This window comes from Amycolatopsis sp. NPDC005232 (assembly GCF_040607795.1).
In the GTDB taxonomy this organism is placed as follows: domain Bacteria; phylum Actinomycetota; class Actinomycetes; order Mycobacteriales; family Pseudonocardiaceae; genus Amycolatopsis.
The window spans coordinates 110,578-124,474 of sequence record NZ_JBEXHL010000028.1 but is presented as its reverse complement, the minus strand read 5'-3'; the positions used below and the strand labels follow the sequence as shown (position 1 = coordinate 124,474).

Genomic DNA, 13,897 nt, shown 5'->3' with positions numbered 1-13,897 from the left:
GGGCGAGATCGCCTGTGAGCCGGCTTCCGGATGGGGGCGGTCGGATCGGCCGGGGGCCGATCGCACCGCCCCCATCCGGAAACCGGCGCGATCTCGCGGGTGGGTCGCCCCCGGGAGAGTGAATTGGGCGGGAGTGTGAGATTGGCCGTGGGGTCGGGCGTGTCGCGGTTGGTCGCGAGAGCAGGTAAGTCGTGCTTCGTCGCGAGAGCAGGTGAATCGGGACACGGGCTCGGCCGTGAAACCGGGCGCGCCGGGCTCGGGCGCGAGAGCAGGCGACTCACGGTTCGCCGCGAGACCGGTCAAGCCGAGGCTTGGTCGCCAAACCGAGCGTGTCGGGCTTCGCCGCGAGAGCCAGCTGCGTCACGCCCGGGCTTTGTCGCCAGAGCCGGTGTCAGGCTCGCGGCGTGTCAGGCTCGGGCGTGTCGGGCTTGGTCGCCCGGTGAAGGCGGCACGTGCCACGAAAGCCGAGCTCCCTTTGGCCACCGCGCGCAGCCGGCCCGACCACCAACCCCACTCCCACCGCGGCGACCACCTCGCGATCGCACCTCACCACCCATGGCCATCCCAGCAGAGGGGACCCGGCCGCGAGATCGCGCGCCTCCCGGCGATCTCGCCGCCCTGCCGGAGGCGGGGCCAAAGATTCTGTCGGTGCCCAGCGTTACGCTCTGGCCATGCCCGACACCGCTACGGTCACCACCCCACCGGGAACTGGTGACGCGCCCGTCCGCAGGCGGCCGGCGCTGTCGCCGTCACGTGCCAGCGATTTCAAACAGTGTCCGCTCCTCTACCGATTCCGGGCCGTCGACCGGCTGCCCGAGGTGCCCACGAAGGCCCAGGTGCGCGGGACGCTCGTGCATGCCGTGCTGGAACGGCTGTTCGGTCTGCCCGCGGGTGAGCGCGTGGCGCCGCGGGCCAAGGATCTGCTGGCGCCCACATGGGCGGAGCTGTCGGCCGCGAGTCCGGAGTGGACCGAGCTGTTCACGGACGCCGAGGAGGGCGAATCCGACAAGTGGCTGGCGTCGGCGGAGAAGCTGCTCGACGCGTACTTCGAGCTTGAGGACCCGCGCCGGCTGGAGCCGGAGGCGTGTGAGCTGCACGTGGAGATCGAGCTGGGCTCGGGGGTGCTGCTGCGCGGGTACATCGACCGCGTGGACGTGGCGCCCACGGGCGAGATCCGCGTGGTGGACTACAAGACCGGGGCCGCGCCGCGTGAGATCGGCGAGGCCAAGGCGATGTTCCAGATGAAGTTCTACGCCGTGGTGCTGTGGCGGCTGCGCGGCATCGTGCCGCGGCAGCTGAAGCTGATGTACCTCACCGACGGCCAGTCGCTCGCCTACACGCCCGACGAAGCGGAGCTGGTGAGGTTCGAGCGCACGCTGGAAGCCATCTGGCAGGCGATCCTCAAGGCGGGCAAGACCGGCGACTTCCGGCCCAACCCCGGCAAGCTGTGCTCGTGGTGCGACCACCAGGCGCACTGCCCGGAGTTCGGCGGCACTCCGCCGGAGTACCCCGGCTGGCCGGAACCCGACGCGGGCGAAGAGACCGCACTGGACCGGGCCGACTGATGGCCGACGCGTTCTACGTCCCGCTCGGCGACGAGCGGTACGCCGCGACGGAGCACACCAGCGGCCCCTGGGCACCCGGCGCGCAGCACTTCGGGCCACCGTCGGCGCTGCTCGCGCGCGGGCTGGAACAGCTCGAAGCGCCGCACCCGGCGCTGATCGCACGCGTGACCATCGAGATCCTCGGGCCGGCGCCCGTCGCGGAACTGGACCAGCGGTCGTGGATCGAGCGGCCGGGCCGGTCGGTGGAGCTGTTGCAGTCGGAGCTGTCCGCGGGCGGCAAGCTGATCGCCCGGGCCAGCGCGTGGCGGATCGCGACCACCGACACCACGAGCGTCGCGACCGACGCCGGTCCCCTGCTGCCCTCGGCCGAGGTGGGCACGGAGACGACGTTCCCCGCCGACTGGCGCGGCGGTTACCTCAACGCCGTCGAGTGGCGGGCCGTGCGCGGCAGCATCTCGGCACCGGGCCCGGCAGCGGTGTGGGGCCGGCAGCGGATTCCGCTCGTCGACGGCGAGGAGCCCACCGGGTTGCAGCGGCTGTTCGCGGTCGCGGACTCGGCCAACGGCGTGTCCCACTTCCTGCCCACCGACGACTGGTGGTTCATCAACTCGGAGCTCACGGTCCACCTGCGCCGGGCGCCGGAGGGCGAGTGGATCGGGCTCGACGCCGTGACCCTGGTCGGCCCGCACGGCGTCGGCACCGCCACGAGTACTCTGCACGACGGCTCCGGTCCGATCGGCACCGGTGCGCAGGCTCTGCTCGTCCGGCCGCGACAGGCCCAAAACGGATAACCGCGCGCCCGCGCCCCAGATCCAATAACCTTCGCGGAACGACCGACAAGGGAGCGCTCCGGCATGCAGATCACCTCGGTGGTCAACCAGAAAGGCGGGGTCGGCAAGACCTCACTCAGCGTGGGCGCGGCCGCGGCGCTGGCCGAACGCGGCCGGCGCGTGCTGCTGATCGACCTCGACCCGCAGGGGCACGCGACGACCGAGATGCTCGGCCTGGCCGAGGCGTCCGGTGACACACCCACGCTCGCGAAGGCGCTCACGAAGCTCTGGAAGGGCCCGATCGAGGAGCTCGCGGTGCCGCACCCGCGCAGCAACCTCGGCCGCGGCGGCGCGTTCGACGTGATCCCGACGTCGCCGGGCATGTTCGACCTGATCCGCCGGCTGGACTCGTTCCGCGTACCGGGCTGGCAGCTCGCGCGCGTGATCCAGTTCGCGAACTACGACCACGTGGTCATCGACTGCCCGCCCGCGCTCGACGTGCTGACCAACAACGCACTCGCGGCGTCACACGGGATCCTGGTGCCGGTGCAGCCGGACAAAACGAGCATCCGCGCGCTGCGGCTGCTCGGCGACCAGGTGCGCTACGTGGAACAGACCACCGGCCGCACGCCGATCGCGTGGTACGGGATCGTGCCCGGGCTCTACCGCCGCCCGATCTCCCACTACGCGGCCGCGGCGCTGCAGGAGATGCACAGCTTCGGCGTCCCGATGCTCTCGCACGTACCGCTCGGCGTCGTGATGAACGAGGCCGCGGCCAACGGCGTTCCCGTCACCACGTACGCCCCGGAAACCCTGCAGGCCTTGTCGTTCCGCGAGATCGCCGAAACCCTCGACGGCTACCTGGCCCAGAACCCCGGCCCCACCGAGGTCCCGGCCGACGACGAGTTCGTCTTCGAGGATTTCATCTCCGAAGTCGCGATGACCCGCAACGCCAACGACAACGGCGCCCGCAAAAAGCTCTACGACCTCATGCCCAAGAGGCCGAACCGGCAGAGGTAACAATCTTCGCTTAGTCCACTATGGACGGTAACCACAGCGTGAGATCGCGCCGGCGTTTGAATCGCGCGATGCGATCGGCCCCCGGCCGATCAGACCGCCCGATCCCAACACCGGCTCAAAGGCGATCTCGCACGCCTCGGCGGAGCCGAGGCCAAAAATACAGCCAGTTGGCGAGCCCGCTGTTCGCCCCGGCGGAGCCGAGGCGAACAGCGGGCGAGCCAACTGGCGAGTAACCTTCCCCCGACAAGCGGGGCAGTGACGCCCCGATTCGGGCTTGCCGGGAGGTTTCGGATGGCTGTCTATCGGACCGTGGTGGTGGGGACGGACGGGTCCGACTCGTCGTTCGCCGCGGTGGATCGGGCGGCGGGGGTGGCCGCGGATGCCGGGGCGAAGCTGGTCCTGGTGTGCGCGTACTACCCCGCCAGCAAGCACGACGTGGAGCAGGCGCAGGACGAGCTCGGCGACGAGGCCTACCAGGTCGTCGGGTCGGCGCCGGCGGAGGACACGTTGCAGAGTGCGCGCGACCGGGCCGCGAAGGCCGGGGCGAAGGACATCCAGACCATCGCCGTGAACGGTGAGCCGGTGCACGCGCTGCGCAAGGTCGTGCACGAGACGTCGGCCGACCTGCTCGTGGTGGGCAACCGCGGCCTCAACACGCTCGCCGGGCGGATCCTCGGCTCGGTACCGGCGGAGGTGGCGCGCAAGTCGGGTGTCGACGTGCTGATCGTGCACACGACCTGAGCCGTGGCCGAATCCCCTGAGGTGCAGCACCAGCTCGAGAAGCTTCTCCTCGGCGGGCCGCGCAAGTACACGCGCCTGGAGGTCGCGGAAGCGGCCGGTGTGCCCGAGGAACGCTCGCGCCGGCTGTGGCGCGCGCTCGGGTTCGCGGCGGCCGAGGACGACGAGGTGGTGTTCACCGACGCCGATGTCGCCGCCATGCGCACCGCCGACCAGCTCATCGCGTCCGGACTTGTCGCGCGCAACCTCGAGGTCGCCGTGACGCGGGCGCTCGGGCAGCACCTGTCGCGCCTGGCCGAGTGGCAGGTGCACATGCTGTGGTCGCTCATCGCCGAGAACCCGGGCCTCGACGACAGCCAGGTCACCAAGCTCGTCGCGCGGCTGCTGCCCGAGCTGGAGCAGGTGCAGAACTTCGTGTGGCGCCGCCACCTCGTGGCGTTCGCCGGGCGCGCGTTCGCCACCGACGAGGACCTGGAGGCCCGGCCGCAGGTCGTCGGCTTCGTCGACATGGTGGGCTACACCAAAATGACCCGCGAGGTCGACGAGGACAAGCTCAGCCGCGTGCTCGACGGGTTCGAGTCGCTGGCCGCGGGCGTGGTGGCCGACCACCGCGGGCGGATCGTGAAGATGATCGGCGACGAAGTCTTCTTCGTCACCGACTCCCCCGAGTCGGGTGCCGAGATCGCGCTCACCCTCACCGAACGCACGTCCGCGTCCGACGACCTGCCCGCCGTGCGCGCGGGGCTGGCTTCGGGGCGGGTGTTGTCGCGTTTCGGCGACGTCTACGGCTCTGTCGTGAACCTCGCCGCGCGGCTGACGTCCGTCGCGCGCCCCGGCACGGTACTGGTCGACCGTGAGCTGGCGGCCGAGCTCGAAACCCTGCCGGAGTACGAGCTGCGCTCGCGCCGGCCCGTCGCCGTGCGCGGGTACAACCGGCTGCGGACCTCGGTGCTGCGGCGGGCCCAGGACCGGCCGTCGGGGAAGTTCGCGGAAGCCCAGGAACGCGCGGCCGAAGCCATGGGCCTGCCCGAGACGACCCGCCCCGCGACGGAACCGGACGGCCCCGAGGACCTGACGCTCGGTTCGCGGCGCCGGCGCCGCAGGCGCTGATCAGGCGTCGTAGTCCACCGTCACGCGCTCGCTCGCCGGGTGCGACTGGCACGTCAGCACGAACCCCGCGTCCACCTCGGCCTTCTCCAGCGCGAAGTTGCGCCGCATGTCCACGGCACCCTCGGTCACGCGGGCCCGGCAGGTGCCGCACACCCCGCCCTTGCACGCGAACGGCAGGTCCGGCCGGAACTTCTGCGCACCGTCCAAAATGGACGATTCCTGCGGCAGGCTCATCGTGGTCGAGCGACCGTCGAGGATGAGCGTGACCTCCGAGGCGGCGCCGGTCACCGCCGGGTCGACGTGCTTGACCGGCTCCGGCGGCACGTCGTCCACGTAGAACAGTTCCTGGTGGACACTCGACTCCGCCACGCCCAGGGCCGCCAGCACCTCCTGTGCCCCCGTGACCATCCCGAACGGCCCGCACAGCCAGAAGTGAGCCACCGACTCCACCGGCACCAGCGAGCCGAACAGCGCGCGCAGCTTGTCGGCGTCGAGGCGGCCGGTGAACAGCTCGGCCTCGCGGGGTTCGCGCGAGAGCACGTGGATGAGCTCGAGCCGCGCCGGGTAGCGGTCCTTCAGGTCGGCCAGCTCGTCGGCGAACATGACCGTGTCCGTGCGGCGGTTGCCGTACAGCACAGTGACGGTGGCGTCCGGCGTCGCGAGCAGCGACGCGACGATCGACAGCACCGGCGTGATCCCCGAGCCGGCGGCGATCAGCACGTGGTGACCGCCCGCGGTCAGATCCGGCGTGAAGGTCCCCGTCGGTGCGGAGACCTCGACGACGTCACCCGGGCGCACGTCCTGCACGAGCCACGACGAGAACACGCCCTCGGGAACCAACCGCACGCCCACGCGCGGCCGCCGGCCCGCCGGAGCGCAGATCGAGTACGACCGGCGCTCGTCGCGGCCGTCGACGGTGCGGCGCAAGGTCAGCGACTGGCCGGGCGCGAAGGCGAACGTCTCGGCCAGCTCGGGAGGCACGTCGAAGGTCACGGCGACCGCGTCGTCGCACAGCCGCTCGACGTCAGCCACCCGCAGCGAGTGGAAGCCGGTGCGCCGGGAAATCGTGCTGGTCAACTCAGATCTCCTTGACGTGTTCGAATGGTTCCAGGCACGCACGACACCGGCGCAGCGCCCGGCACGCGGTGGCGCTGAACCGCGACTGTTCCTCGGTGTCGAGCGAACCGCAGTGCGGGCAGGCGATGCGCGACACGGGCGGTGACAACGTGAGCGGCACCGGTCCACTCGCGCGCCGCGGCGCCGCACCCGGCGGCGCGATGCCGGCCTCGGCGAGCTTGCGCCGCCCGTCGGCCGAAATCCAGTCCGACGACCACGCCGGTTCGAGCACGGTGCGGATCTCGACGTCCGAGTAGCCGGCGCCGAGCAACGCGTGCTCCAAGTCGTCGCGCATGGTGTCCATGGCCGGGCAGCCGGTGTAGGTGGGGGTGATGGCCACCGTCACGCGACCGTCCCGCACGGACACCGATCGCAGCACGCCGAGGTCGGCGAGCGTGAGCATCGGCAGCTCGGGGTCGGTCACGGTCTCGGCCACGGCCAGCGGGGTGTTCGACGCCGCCTCCGCGGGAAAAAGCACGTCGGCGGTGTTCGACGCCGCCTCCGCGGGAAAAAGCACGTCGGCGGTCACCATGTCGCGTCCGGCATCGCCCGCGCCACGCTCTGCAGCTGAGCCAGCAGGAACCCCATCTGCTCCGTGTGGACGCCGTCGCGACCGGTCCGCCCGGACACGCCGGCCACGGCTCCCGCGGTCGGCCGCTCCAGCGTCGCCGCGGCCAGCACCTGGTCGAGCACGACGTCGAACTCCGGCCGCAGCGAGGCCGCGTCCACCAGCTCCAGCGGGTGCGTCTTGAACAGCTCGTCGACGTACGGCCACACTGCGTCGAGCCCCTCCTGCATTCGCTCGTGCGACAGCGAAGTGCCGTCGCCGAGGCGGACGACCCACTGCGCCGCGTAGTCGCGGTGGTAGGCAAGCTCCTTCACGCCCTTGGCCGCGATCGCGGCGAGGACCGGGTCCACACTGGACTCGAGCTGTCGCAGCAACGCCAGCCGCCACGTGGAGAACACGAGCAGCCGCGCCATCAGGTGCCCGAAGTGTCCGCCGCCGAGCTCGGCGAGCCGGACGTTGCGGAACTCGTGCTCGGCCCGCAGGAACGCGAGCGTGTCCTCCGAGCGGTCGGTCCCGTCGGCCTTGCCGGCGCGCGCCAGCAGCAGCCGGGCCTGGCCGAGCAGGTCGAGGCCGATGTTGGCGATCGCCACTTCGTCCTCGAGCTCCGGCGCGTTCGTGACCCACTCCTGCAGGCGGTGGGAGAACACCAGCGCGTCGTCGCCCAGCATCAGGCAGTACGCCGCCAAGCCGGCGGCGTCCACACCCGAAGGCACCGAAGTGTCCACACCGGACAGCGGGTCGGCGAAGCCCGTACCGAAGGCCCACCGGGCGTCGTTGTCCTCGGTGATGGCCTCATAGACGTTGTCAAAGGACATCAAGGCCTCACATGTGCGGAACGTTGTCGGGAATGTCGTAGAACGTCGGGTGCCGGTAGACCTTGTCGCCGCTGGGCGCGAAGAACGGGTCCTTCTCGTCCGGCGAGGACGCGGTGATGTCCGACGCCTTAACGACCCAGATCGAGACGCCCTCGTTGCGCCGCGTGTACAGATCACGCGCGTTGTGCAGCGCCATCTGGTCGTCAGCCGCGTGCAGCGAGCCCACGTGCACGTGGTTGAGCCCGCGCTTGCCCCGCACGAACACCTCGTACAGCGGCCAATCGTGCTTCACAGCGAACCCTCCTCTGTCTTCTGGGGCCGAGCCCCAGACCCCGGCCGGGGGGCGAGCCCCCCTGGACCCCCCAACTGCTGTTTGGCAGCATGCGCAACGGCAGCCTCACGAACCCACGCGCCGTCGTCGTGCGCCTGCTTCCGATGAGAAAGGCGCTCCTTGTTGCACGGACCGTTGCCCTGCAACACGTTCTTGAACTCGTCCCAGTCGACCGCGCCGAAGTCGTAATGCTCGCGCGAAGCGTTCCAGCGCAGGTCCGGGTCCGGGAACGTGACGCCCAGCGCCTCCGCCTGCGGCACTGACATGTCGACAAAGCGCTGCCGCAGCTCGTCGTTGGTGTGCCGCTTGACCTTCCACGCCATGGACTGCGCGGTGTTCGGCGACTCCGCGTCGGGCGGGCCGAACATCATCAGCGACGGCCACCACCAGCGGTTCACGGCCTCCTGCACCATGTCCCGCTGCTGCTGCGTGCCGCGCATCATCGTCATCAGCAGCTCGAAACCCTGGCGCTGGTGGAACGACTCTTCCTTGCAGATCCGGATCATCGCCCGCGCGTACGGCCCGTACGACGACCGGCACAGCGGTACCTGGTTGCAGATCGCCGCGCCGTCGACCAGCCAGCCGATCACGCCGACGTCGGCGAAGGTCAGCGTCGGGTAATTGAAGATCGACGAGTACTTCTGCCGGCCGGTGATCAGCTTGTCGGTGAGGTCCGCGCGGTCCGCGCCGAGCGTGGCCGCGGCCGAATACAGGTAGAGCCCGTGGCCGGCCTCGTCCTGCACCTTCGCGAGCAGGATCGCCTTGCGCCGCAACGAAGGCGCGCGCGTGATCCAGTTACCCTCGGGCTGCATGCCGATGATCTCCGAGTGCGCGTGCTGCGCGATCTGGCGGATCATCGTCTTGCGGTAGCCCTCGGGCACCCAGTCGCGCGGCTCGATGCGCTGGTCGCGTTCGATGGTGTGCTCGAAGTGCCCGAGCAGGTCTTCTTCAGCTACAGCGGTCACGGCTGCTCCTTCGAAACGAGCGTGAGCACGTCGTACTTCGCCACGGAATCGCCGGTCTGGTTCACGACATCGGCATCCCAGCGGACCTCGCCGTACTCCTGGTCGATGCGCGGGGTGATCTGCTTGGCGGTCAGCGTCACGGTGAGCGCGTCGCCTTCCTTGACCGGCGTGAGGAACCGCAGGTTCTCCAGGCCGTAGTTGGCGAGCACCGGGCCCGGCTCCGGCGAGACGAACAGTCCGGCGGCGAACGACACCACCAGGTAGCCGTGGGCGACGATCCCGCCGAACAGCGGGTTCGCGGCCGCGGCGGCCTCGTCGGTGTGGGCGTAGAAGGTGTCGCCGGTGAACTCGGCGAAGTGGTCGATGTCGGCGCGGGTCACCGTGCGCGGGCCGGCCACCACGGAGTCGCCGACGCGCAGCTCGGCCAGTGACTTGCGGAACGGGTGGTCGCCCTCGACGCGCGGCGCGCCCTCGACCCACCGGCCGGTGACGGTGCTGAGCACCTTCGGGCTGGCCTGCACGGCCGTGCGCTGCATGTGGTGCAGCACGCCGCGGATGCCGCCCATCTCCTCGCCACCGCCGGCACGACCGGGACCACCGTGCACGAGCTGCGGCATCGGCGAGCCGTGGCCCGTCGACTCCTTCGCGTCGTCAGCGTCGAGCACCAGCAGCCGGCCGTGGTACGGCGCGACGCCCAGCACGATCGTCCGCGCGAACTCCGGGTCGCCGGTCACGATCGACCCGGCGAGGCTGCCGCCGCCGCGCGCGGCGAACTCGATAACCTGCGCGATCGACGTGTAGGGCATCAGCGTGGACACCGGCCCGAATGCCTCGACCTCGTGCGGCTCCGAACGCTGCGGGTCGGCCTTCAGCAGCACCGGCGACATGAACGCGCCGGTCGACTCGTCGGCGCCGACCACGTCGACGTGCTCCAGGTCGCCGTAGACGACGCTGCCGGCGTCGAGCAGGGCCTTGAGCGAACGGCGGACCTCTTCGCGCTGCTCCAGGCTGGCCAGCGCACCCATCCGCACGCCCTCGGCGGTCGGGTTACCGACCACGATCTTCGCCAGGCGCGCGCTCGCGGCCTCGGCGACGTCGTCGAGCATCTCCTCCGGCACGAACGCGCGGCGGATCGCGGTGCACTTCTGGCCCGCCTTCACGGTCATCTCGGTGACCAGCTGCTTCACGAACAGGTCGAACTCCGGTGTGCTCGGCCGCGCGTCGGGCGCGAGGATCGAGCAGTTCAGCGAATCGGCCTCCGCGTTGAAGCGCACGGAGTTGCGCACGACCGCCGGGTGCGCGCGCAGCTTCTGCGCGGTGGACGCGGAACCGGTGAACGACACCAGGTCCTGCGCGGTCACGTGGTCGAGCAGGTCGCCGACACTGCCGGCGATGAACTGCAGCGAACCCTCGGGCAGGATGCCGGACTCGATGATCAGCTCGACCAGCTTCGCGGCGAGGTAGGCCGTCTGGCTCGCGGGCTTGACCAGGCTCGGTACGCCGGCGAGGAACGCGGGCGCGAACTTCTCCAGCGGCCCCCACACCGGGAAGTTGAACGCGTTGATCTGGATCGCGACGCCGTGCAGCGGCACGGCGACGTGCTGCGCGACGAAGGTGCCGCCCTTGCTCAGCGGCTCCACCGCGCCGTCGAGGTAGACGGTGTCGTTGGGCAGCTCGCGCTTGCCCTTCGAGGCGTAGCTGAACAGCACGCCGATGCCGCCGTCGACGTCGAACTTCGAGTCGCCCAGCGTGGCGCCGGTGCGCGCCGACACCGCGTAGAGCTCCTCGCGGTGCTCGCGCAGGTGGGACGCGAGGGCCTTGAGCAGGGCCGCGCGCTGGTGGAACGTGAGCTCACGCAGGGCGGGACCGCCCACGCGGCGGCCGTAGTCGAGCGCACCGGCGAAGTCGACGCCGGTCGACGAGACGCGGGCGACCTCCTCACCGGTCGCCGCGTCGTGCAGCGGCGTCCCCTCGTCCGTCGCCGTGTGCCAGCCGCCGGAGACGTAGCTGCGGAGCAAAACCATGGGGCCCGACCCTCTCGCCGTGTCGCGCGGTGAGGCACCCGCGCGGAATTACCAACCGGACGTTCAGTAATTCCATCGTAGCCGCTCCCGCCTCTGATCGGAAGTCCCGGTGCTTGACAGCGAACCCGCGCCCCGCCTTTACTAACGGCGGGCCTGGATTACCGGCCATTCGGTCAGTTACTCACGCGGAGGCAACCGAACGTGACCACGCGCAACGCGGCCCACGCCATGTTCGACACCGACGAGGCGTCGAAGGGCCTGGGCATCGAGCTCGTGGAGGCCGCCGACGGGCGCGCGGTCGCCACGATGAAGGTGACCGAGCAGATGGTCAACGGCCACGACATCGCCCACGGCGGCTACCTGTTCCTGCTCGCCGACACCGCTTTCGCCCTCGCGTGCAACACCCACGGACCGGTCACCGTCGCCGCCGGCGCCGAGATCTCCTTCGTCGCGGCCGGCCGCCTCGGCGACCACCTCACCGCCACGGCCATCGAGCGCACCCGCTACGGCCGCAACGGCATCTACGACGTCACCGTGCACCGGGACACCCCCGAAGGGCCCGAAGTCGTCGCCGAGTTCCGCGGCCGCAGCCGCGTCATCGAGAAGAGCCGGGAAACCCGATGAAGGACAACGCCGAAAAGCTTTCACTGGACGAGCTCACCGCCCTCCAGCTGATGCGTCTCCAGTGGACACTGCGGCACGCGTACGCCAACGTGCCCTTCTACGCCAAGAAGTTCGACGAGACGGGCGTGCACCCGGACGACTGCAAGGAACTTGCCGACCTCGCGAAGTTCCCGTTCACCACCAAGGCGGACCTGCGCGACAACTACCCGTTCGGCATGTTCGCCGTGCCGCAGCAGGACATCCGGCGCATCCACGCGTCCAGCGGCACCACGGGCAAGCCGACCGTCGTGGGCTACACCGAGGACGACATCGACACGTGGGCGACCGTGATGGCGCGCTCGATCCGGGCGGCCGGCGGGCGCCCTGGCCACAAGGTGCACGTGGCCTACGGCTACGGCCTGTTCACCGGCGGGCTCGGCGCGCACTACGGAGCGGAAAAGCTCGGCTGCACCGTGATCCCGGCGTCGGGTGGCATGACCGCGCGCCAAGTGCAGCTGATCACCGACTTCAAGCCCGAGATCATCATGGTCACGCCGTCGTACATGCTCACGTTGCTCGACGAGTTCGAGCGCCAGGGCGTGGACCCGCGGGCGAGTTCACTGAAGGTCGGCATCTTCGGCGCCGAGCCGTGGACCGAGCAGATGCGCGCGGAGATCGAGGAACGCTTCGCGCTCGACGCCGTGGACATCTACGGCCTGTCCGAGGTGATGGGGCCGGGTGTCGCGCAGGAGTGCGTGGAGACCAAGGACGGCCTGCACATCTGGGAGGACCACTTCTTCCCCGAGGTGATCGACCCGTTCAGCGAACAGGTGCTGCCGTCGGGCGCGCAGGGCGAGCTGCTGTTCACGTCGCTGACGAAGCAGGCGCTGCCGATCATCCGCTACCGCACGCGCGACCTCACGCGGCTGATGCCGGGCACGGCGCGGCCCGCGTTCCGGCGCATGGAGAAGGTGACCGGGCGCAGCGACGACCTCATCATCCTGCGTGGCGTCAACGTCTTCCCGACGCAGATCGAGGAGATCGTGCTGCGGACCGACGCGTTGAGCCCGCACTTCCAGCTGGTGCGTTCGACGCGGGGCCGGCTGGACCACCTGACCGTGCGGGTGGAGGCGCGTCACGACGCGTCGGCGGACGCGCGAGCGGCTGCGGCGGCGGCGTTGATCGCGGGTGTGAAGGACGGCGTCGGCGTGACGGTGGGTGTCGACGTGGTGGAGCCGGACACGCTGGAGCGGTCGGTTGGCAAAATGCGGCGCGTGATCGACGAACGAGACAAGACGTGACGACCCCTCCGGCCCGGCGGGGACGACCCGGGTACGACCTGGAGTCTTTGCTGCAGGTCGCGGTGAAGCTGTTCAACGAGCGCGGCTACGACGGCACCAGCATGGAAGACCTGTCGCGCAAGCTGGGCATCACGAAGTCGGCGATCTACCACCACGTGCGCAGCAAGGACGAACTGCTGCGGCTGTCGGTCGACCGGGCGCTCGACGGACTGTTCGAGATCGCGGCGTCCACCGAGCAGCTCGACGGGCGCGCGATCGACCGACTGGAGCACCTCGTGCGCGGCAGTGTGCTGGTGCTCGCCGACCGGCTGCCGTTCGTCACGCTGCTGCTTCGCGTGCGCGGCAACACGAAGGTGGAGCGTTCGGCGCTGGCCCGCCGGCGCGAATTCGACCGCCTGGTGACTGATCTGGTCAAGCAGGCCGAGGCCGAGGGTGACGTGCGGCCGGACATCGACCCCGCCGTCGCCGCGCGGCTGCTGTTCGGCACGGTGAACTCGCTGATCGAGTGGTACCGGCCGCGCCGCGGCTCGTCGGGTGAGGAGCTGGCGGACGCGGTGTGCAAGATGGCGTTCGACGGCCTGCGCGCCTGAGCCGCAGCGCCTGCCGAGGTGACACTCGCCGCCGGAAAGTCCCGCCCGGCGGCGATTCAGTCCCCCGTCGTGGTCTTCGGCGGCCGGCGCGCCTGCCAGAGCATGGCGGCGCGCAGCTGCTCGATCAGGACCTCGTCGTCTTCTTCGCTCGGTTCGGCACCGAGCGGGATCCAGCGCTCGCTGACGAGCGCGCCCTCGTCGTAGTTGCTGATGACGATGCCGTCGTAGGACAGGTCCGCCGAGCACTCGCCGCGGCACTCGCCCGTGCAGCAGGGTTCGTCCACTCGCACCTGGCGGTGCTGCAAGCGCACGCTAACCCAGCGCCCCGCAGGGCGAGTCGTGCCACCCTCGGCATCGCTCATCTGCTCCTACCCCACCGCG

Annotated in this window: 15 protein-coding genes; 8 read left to right on the top strand and 7 right to left on the bottom strand. The window is 70.4% G+C overall.

The window, feature by feature from the left end; genetic code table 11:
* Positions 1 to 671 precede the first annotated feature (671 nt).
* The 5 genes from ABZU76_RS37965 (at position 672) to ABZU76_RS37945 (ending at position 5,203) form a co-directional block, all read left to right on the top strand.
* Complete coding sequence (locus ABZU76_RS37965; RefSeq protein WP_354878832.1) at positions 672 to 1,565, top strand: RecB family exonuclease; 894 nt, start codon at positions 672 to 674, stop codon at positions 1,563 to 1,565.
* Positions 1,565 to 2,356: a thioesterase family protein gene (locus ABZU76_RS37960; protein ID WP_354878829.1), complete on the top strand. Its 792-nt coding sequence runs from the start codon at positions 1,565 to 1,567 to the stop codon at positions 2,354 to 2,356. The genes ABZU76_RS37965 and ABZU76_RS37960 overlap by 1 nt, the downstream gene beginning before the upstream one ends.
* A gap of 63 nt (positions 2,357 to 2,419) precedes the next feature.
* The gene (locus ABZU76_RS37955; protein WP_354878826.1) at positions 2,420 to 3,355 is read left to right on the top strand and encodes a ParA family protein; all 936 of its coding nucleotides are present in this window, start codon (positions 2,420 to 2,422) and stop codon (positions 3,353 to 3,355) included.
* Positions 3,356 to 3,646: 291 nt separating this feature from the next.
* On the top strand, positions 3,647 to 4,096 hold the full coding sequence (locus ABZU76_RS37950; RefSeq protein WP_354878823.1) for a universal stress protein: 450 nt from the start codon (positions 3,647 to 3,649) through the stop codon (positions 4,094 to 4,096).
* Positions 4,097 to 4,099: 3 nt separating this feature from the next.
* The gene (locus ABZU76_RS37945) at positions 4,100 to 5,203 is read left to right on the top strand and encodes an adenylate/guanylate cyclase domain-containing protein (RefSeq protein WP_354878820.1); all 1,104 of its coding nucleotides are present in this window, start codon (positions 4,100 to 4,102) and stop codon (positions 5,201 to 5,203) included.
* Here ABZU76_RS37945 and paaE read toward each other — a convergent pair whose 3' ends face one another.
* Genes paaE through paaZ form a run of 6 tightly spaced genes read right to left on the bottom strand, consistent with a single transcriptional unit; the run spans position 5,204 to position 11,022 of the window.
* Positions 5,204 to 6,280, bottom strand: coding sequence for a 1,2-phenylacetyl-CoA epoxidase subunit PaaE (gene paaE, locus ABZU76_RS37940; RefSeq protein WP_354878817.1), 1,077 nt, complete (start codon positions 6,278 to 6,280; stop codon positions 5,204 to 5,206).
* Position 6,281: 1 nt separating this feature from the next.
* The gene (gene paaD / locus ABZU76_RS37935; RefSeq protein WP_354878815.1) at positions 6,282 to 6,851 is read right to left on the bottom strand and encodes a 1,2-phenylacetyl-CoA epoxidase subunit PaaD; all 570 of its coding nucleotides are present in this window, start codon (positions 6,849 to 6,851) and stop codon (positions 6,282 to 6,284) included.
* Positions 6,845 to 7,702 carry a 1,2-phenylacetyl-CoA epoxidase subunit PaaC gene (paaC, locus tag ABZU76_RS37930; protein ID WP_354878813.1) on the bottom strand — a complete coding sequence of 286 codons (858 nt, stop codon included), beginning with the start codon at positions 7,700 to 7,702 and terminating at the stop codon, positions 6,845 to 6,847. Before paaC ends, paaD begins: the two co-directional genes overlap by 7 nt.
* A gap of 7 nt (positions 7,703 to 7,709) precedes the next feature.
* Positions 7,710 to 7,994: a 1,2-phenylacetyl-CoA epoxidase subunit PaaB gene (gene paaB / locus ABZU76_RS37925; protein WP_220246877.1), complete on the bottom strand. Its 285-nt coding sequence runs from the start codon at positions 7,992 to 7,994 to the stop codon at positions 7,710 to 7,712.
* Positions 7,991 to 8,998 (bottom strand): 1,2-phenylacetyl-CoA epoxidase subunit PaaA, encoded by a 1,008-nt coding sequence (paaA, locus tag ABZU76_RS37920; RefSeq protein ID WP_354878808.1) that lies wholly within the window; start codon positions 8,996 to 8,998, stop codon positions 7,991 to 7,993. Before paaA ends, paaB begins: the two co-directional genes overlap by 4 nt.
* Positions 8,995 to 11,022, bottom strand: coding sequence for a phenylacetic acid degradation bifunctional protein PaaZ (gene paaZ, locus ABZU76_RS37915; protein ID WP_354878805.1), 2,028 nt, complete (start codon positions 11,020 to 11,022; stop codon positions 8,995 to 8,997). Before paaZ ends, paaA begins: the two co-directional genes overlap by 4 nt.
* A gap of 228 nt (positions 11,023 to 11,250) precedes the next feature.
* Between paaZ and paaI the strand changes: the two genes are divergently transcribed.
* The 3 genes from paaI to ABZU76_RS37900 are packed head-to-tail and all read left to right on the top strand — an operon-like array spanning position 11,251 to position 13,516.
* Positions 11,251 to 11,646 (top strand): hydroxyphenylacetyl-CoA thioesterase PaaI, encoded by a 396-nt coding sequence (gene paaI, locus ABZU76_RS37910; protein WP_220247428.1) that lies wholly within the window; start codon positions 11,251 to 11,253, stop codon positions 11,644 to 11,646.
* Entirely contained in the window at positions 11,643 to 12,926 is a 1,284-nt protein-coding gene (gene paaK, locus ABZU76_RS37905) for a phenylacetate--CoA ligase PaaK (RefSeq protein ID WP_354878802.1), read from the top strand. The genes paaI and paaK overlap by 4 nt, the downstream gene beginning before the upstream one ends.
* Positions 12,923 to 13,516, top strand: a complete 594-nt coding sequence (locus ABZU76_RS37900; RefSeq protein ID WP_354878799.1) for a TetR/AcrR family transcriptional regulator — start codon at positions 12,923 to 12,925, stop codon at positions 13,514 to 13,516. Before paaK ends, ABZU76_RS37900 begins: the two co-directional genes overlap by 4 nt.
* Positions 13,517 to 13,572: 56 nt before the next feature.
* Here ABZU76_RS37900 and ABZU76_RS37895 read toward each other — a convergent pair whose 3' ends face one another.
* Positions 13,573 to 13,878, bottom strand: a complete 306-nt coding sequence (locus ABZU76_RS37895; RefSeq protein WP_354878796.1) for a hypothetical protein — start codon at positions 13,876 to 13,878, stop codon at positions 13,573 to 13,575.
* Between the last annotated feature and the right edge of the window lie 19 nt (positions 13,879 to 13,897).

Coding starts and splice junctions, on each gene's coding strand:
- ABZU76_RS37965 (WP_354878832.1), top strand. CDS start 672: ATGCCCGACACCGCTACGGTCACCACCCCACCGGGAACTGGTGACGCG.
- ABZU76_RS37960 (WP_354878829.1), top strand. CDS start 1,565: ATGGCCGACGCGTTCTACGTCCCGCTCGGCGACGAGCGGTACGCCGCG.
- ABZU76_RS37955 (WP_354878826.1), top strand. CDS start 2,420: ATGCAGATCACCTCGGTGGTCAACCAGAAAGGCGGGGTCGGCAAGACC.
- ABZU76_RS37950 (WP_354878823.1), top strand. CDS start 3,647: ATGGCTGTCTATCGGACCGTGGTGGTGGGGACGGACGGGTCCGACTCG.
- paaD (WP_354878815.1), bottom strand. CDS start 6,851: ATGGTGACCGCCGACGTGCTTTTTCCCGCGGAGGCGGCGTCGAACACC.
- paaC (WP_354878813.1), bottom strand. CDS start 7,702: ATGTCCTTTGACAACGTCTATGAGGCCATCACCGAGGACAACGACGCC.
- paaZ (WP_354878805.1), bottom strand. CDS start 11,022: ATGGTTTTGCTCCGCAGCTACGTCTCCGGCGGCTGGCACACGGCGACG.
- paaI (WP_220247428.1), top strand. CDS start 11,251: ATGTTCGACACCGACGAGGCGTCGAAGGGCCTGGGCATCGAGCTCGTG.
- paaK (WP_354878802.1), top strand. CDS start 11,643: ATGAAGGACAACGCCGAAAAGCTTTCACTGGACGAGCTCACCGCCCTC.
- ABZU76_RS37895 (WP_354878796.1), bottom strand. CDS start 13,878: ATGAGCGATGCCGAGGGTGGCACGACTCGCCCTGCGGGGCGCTGGGTT.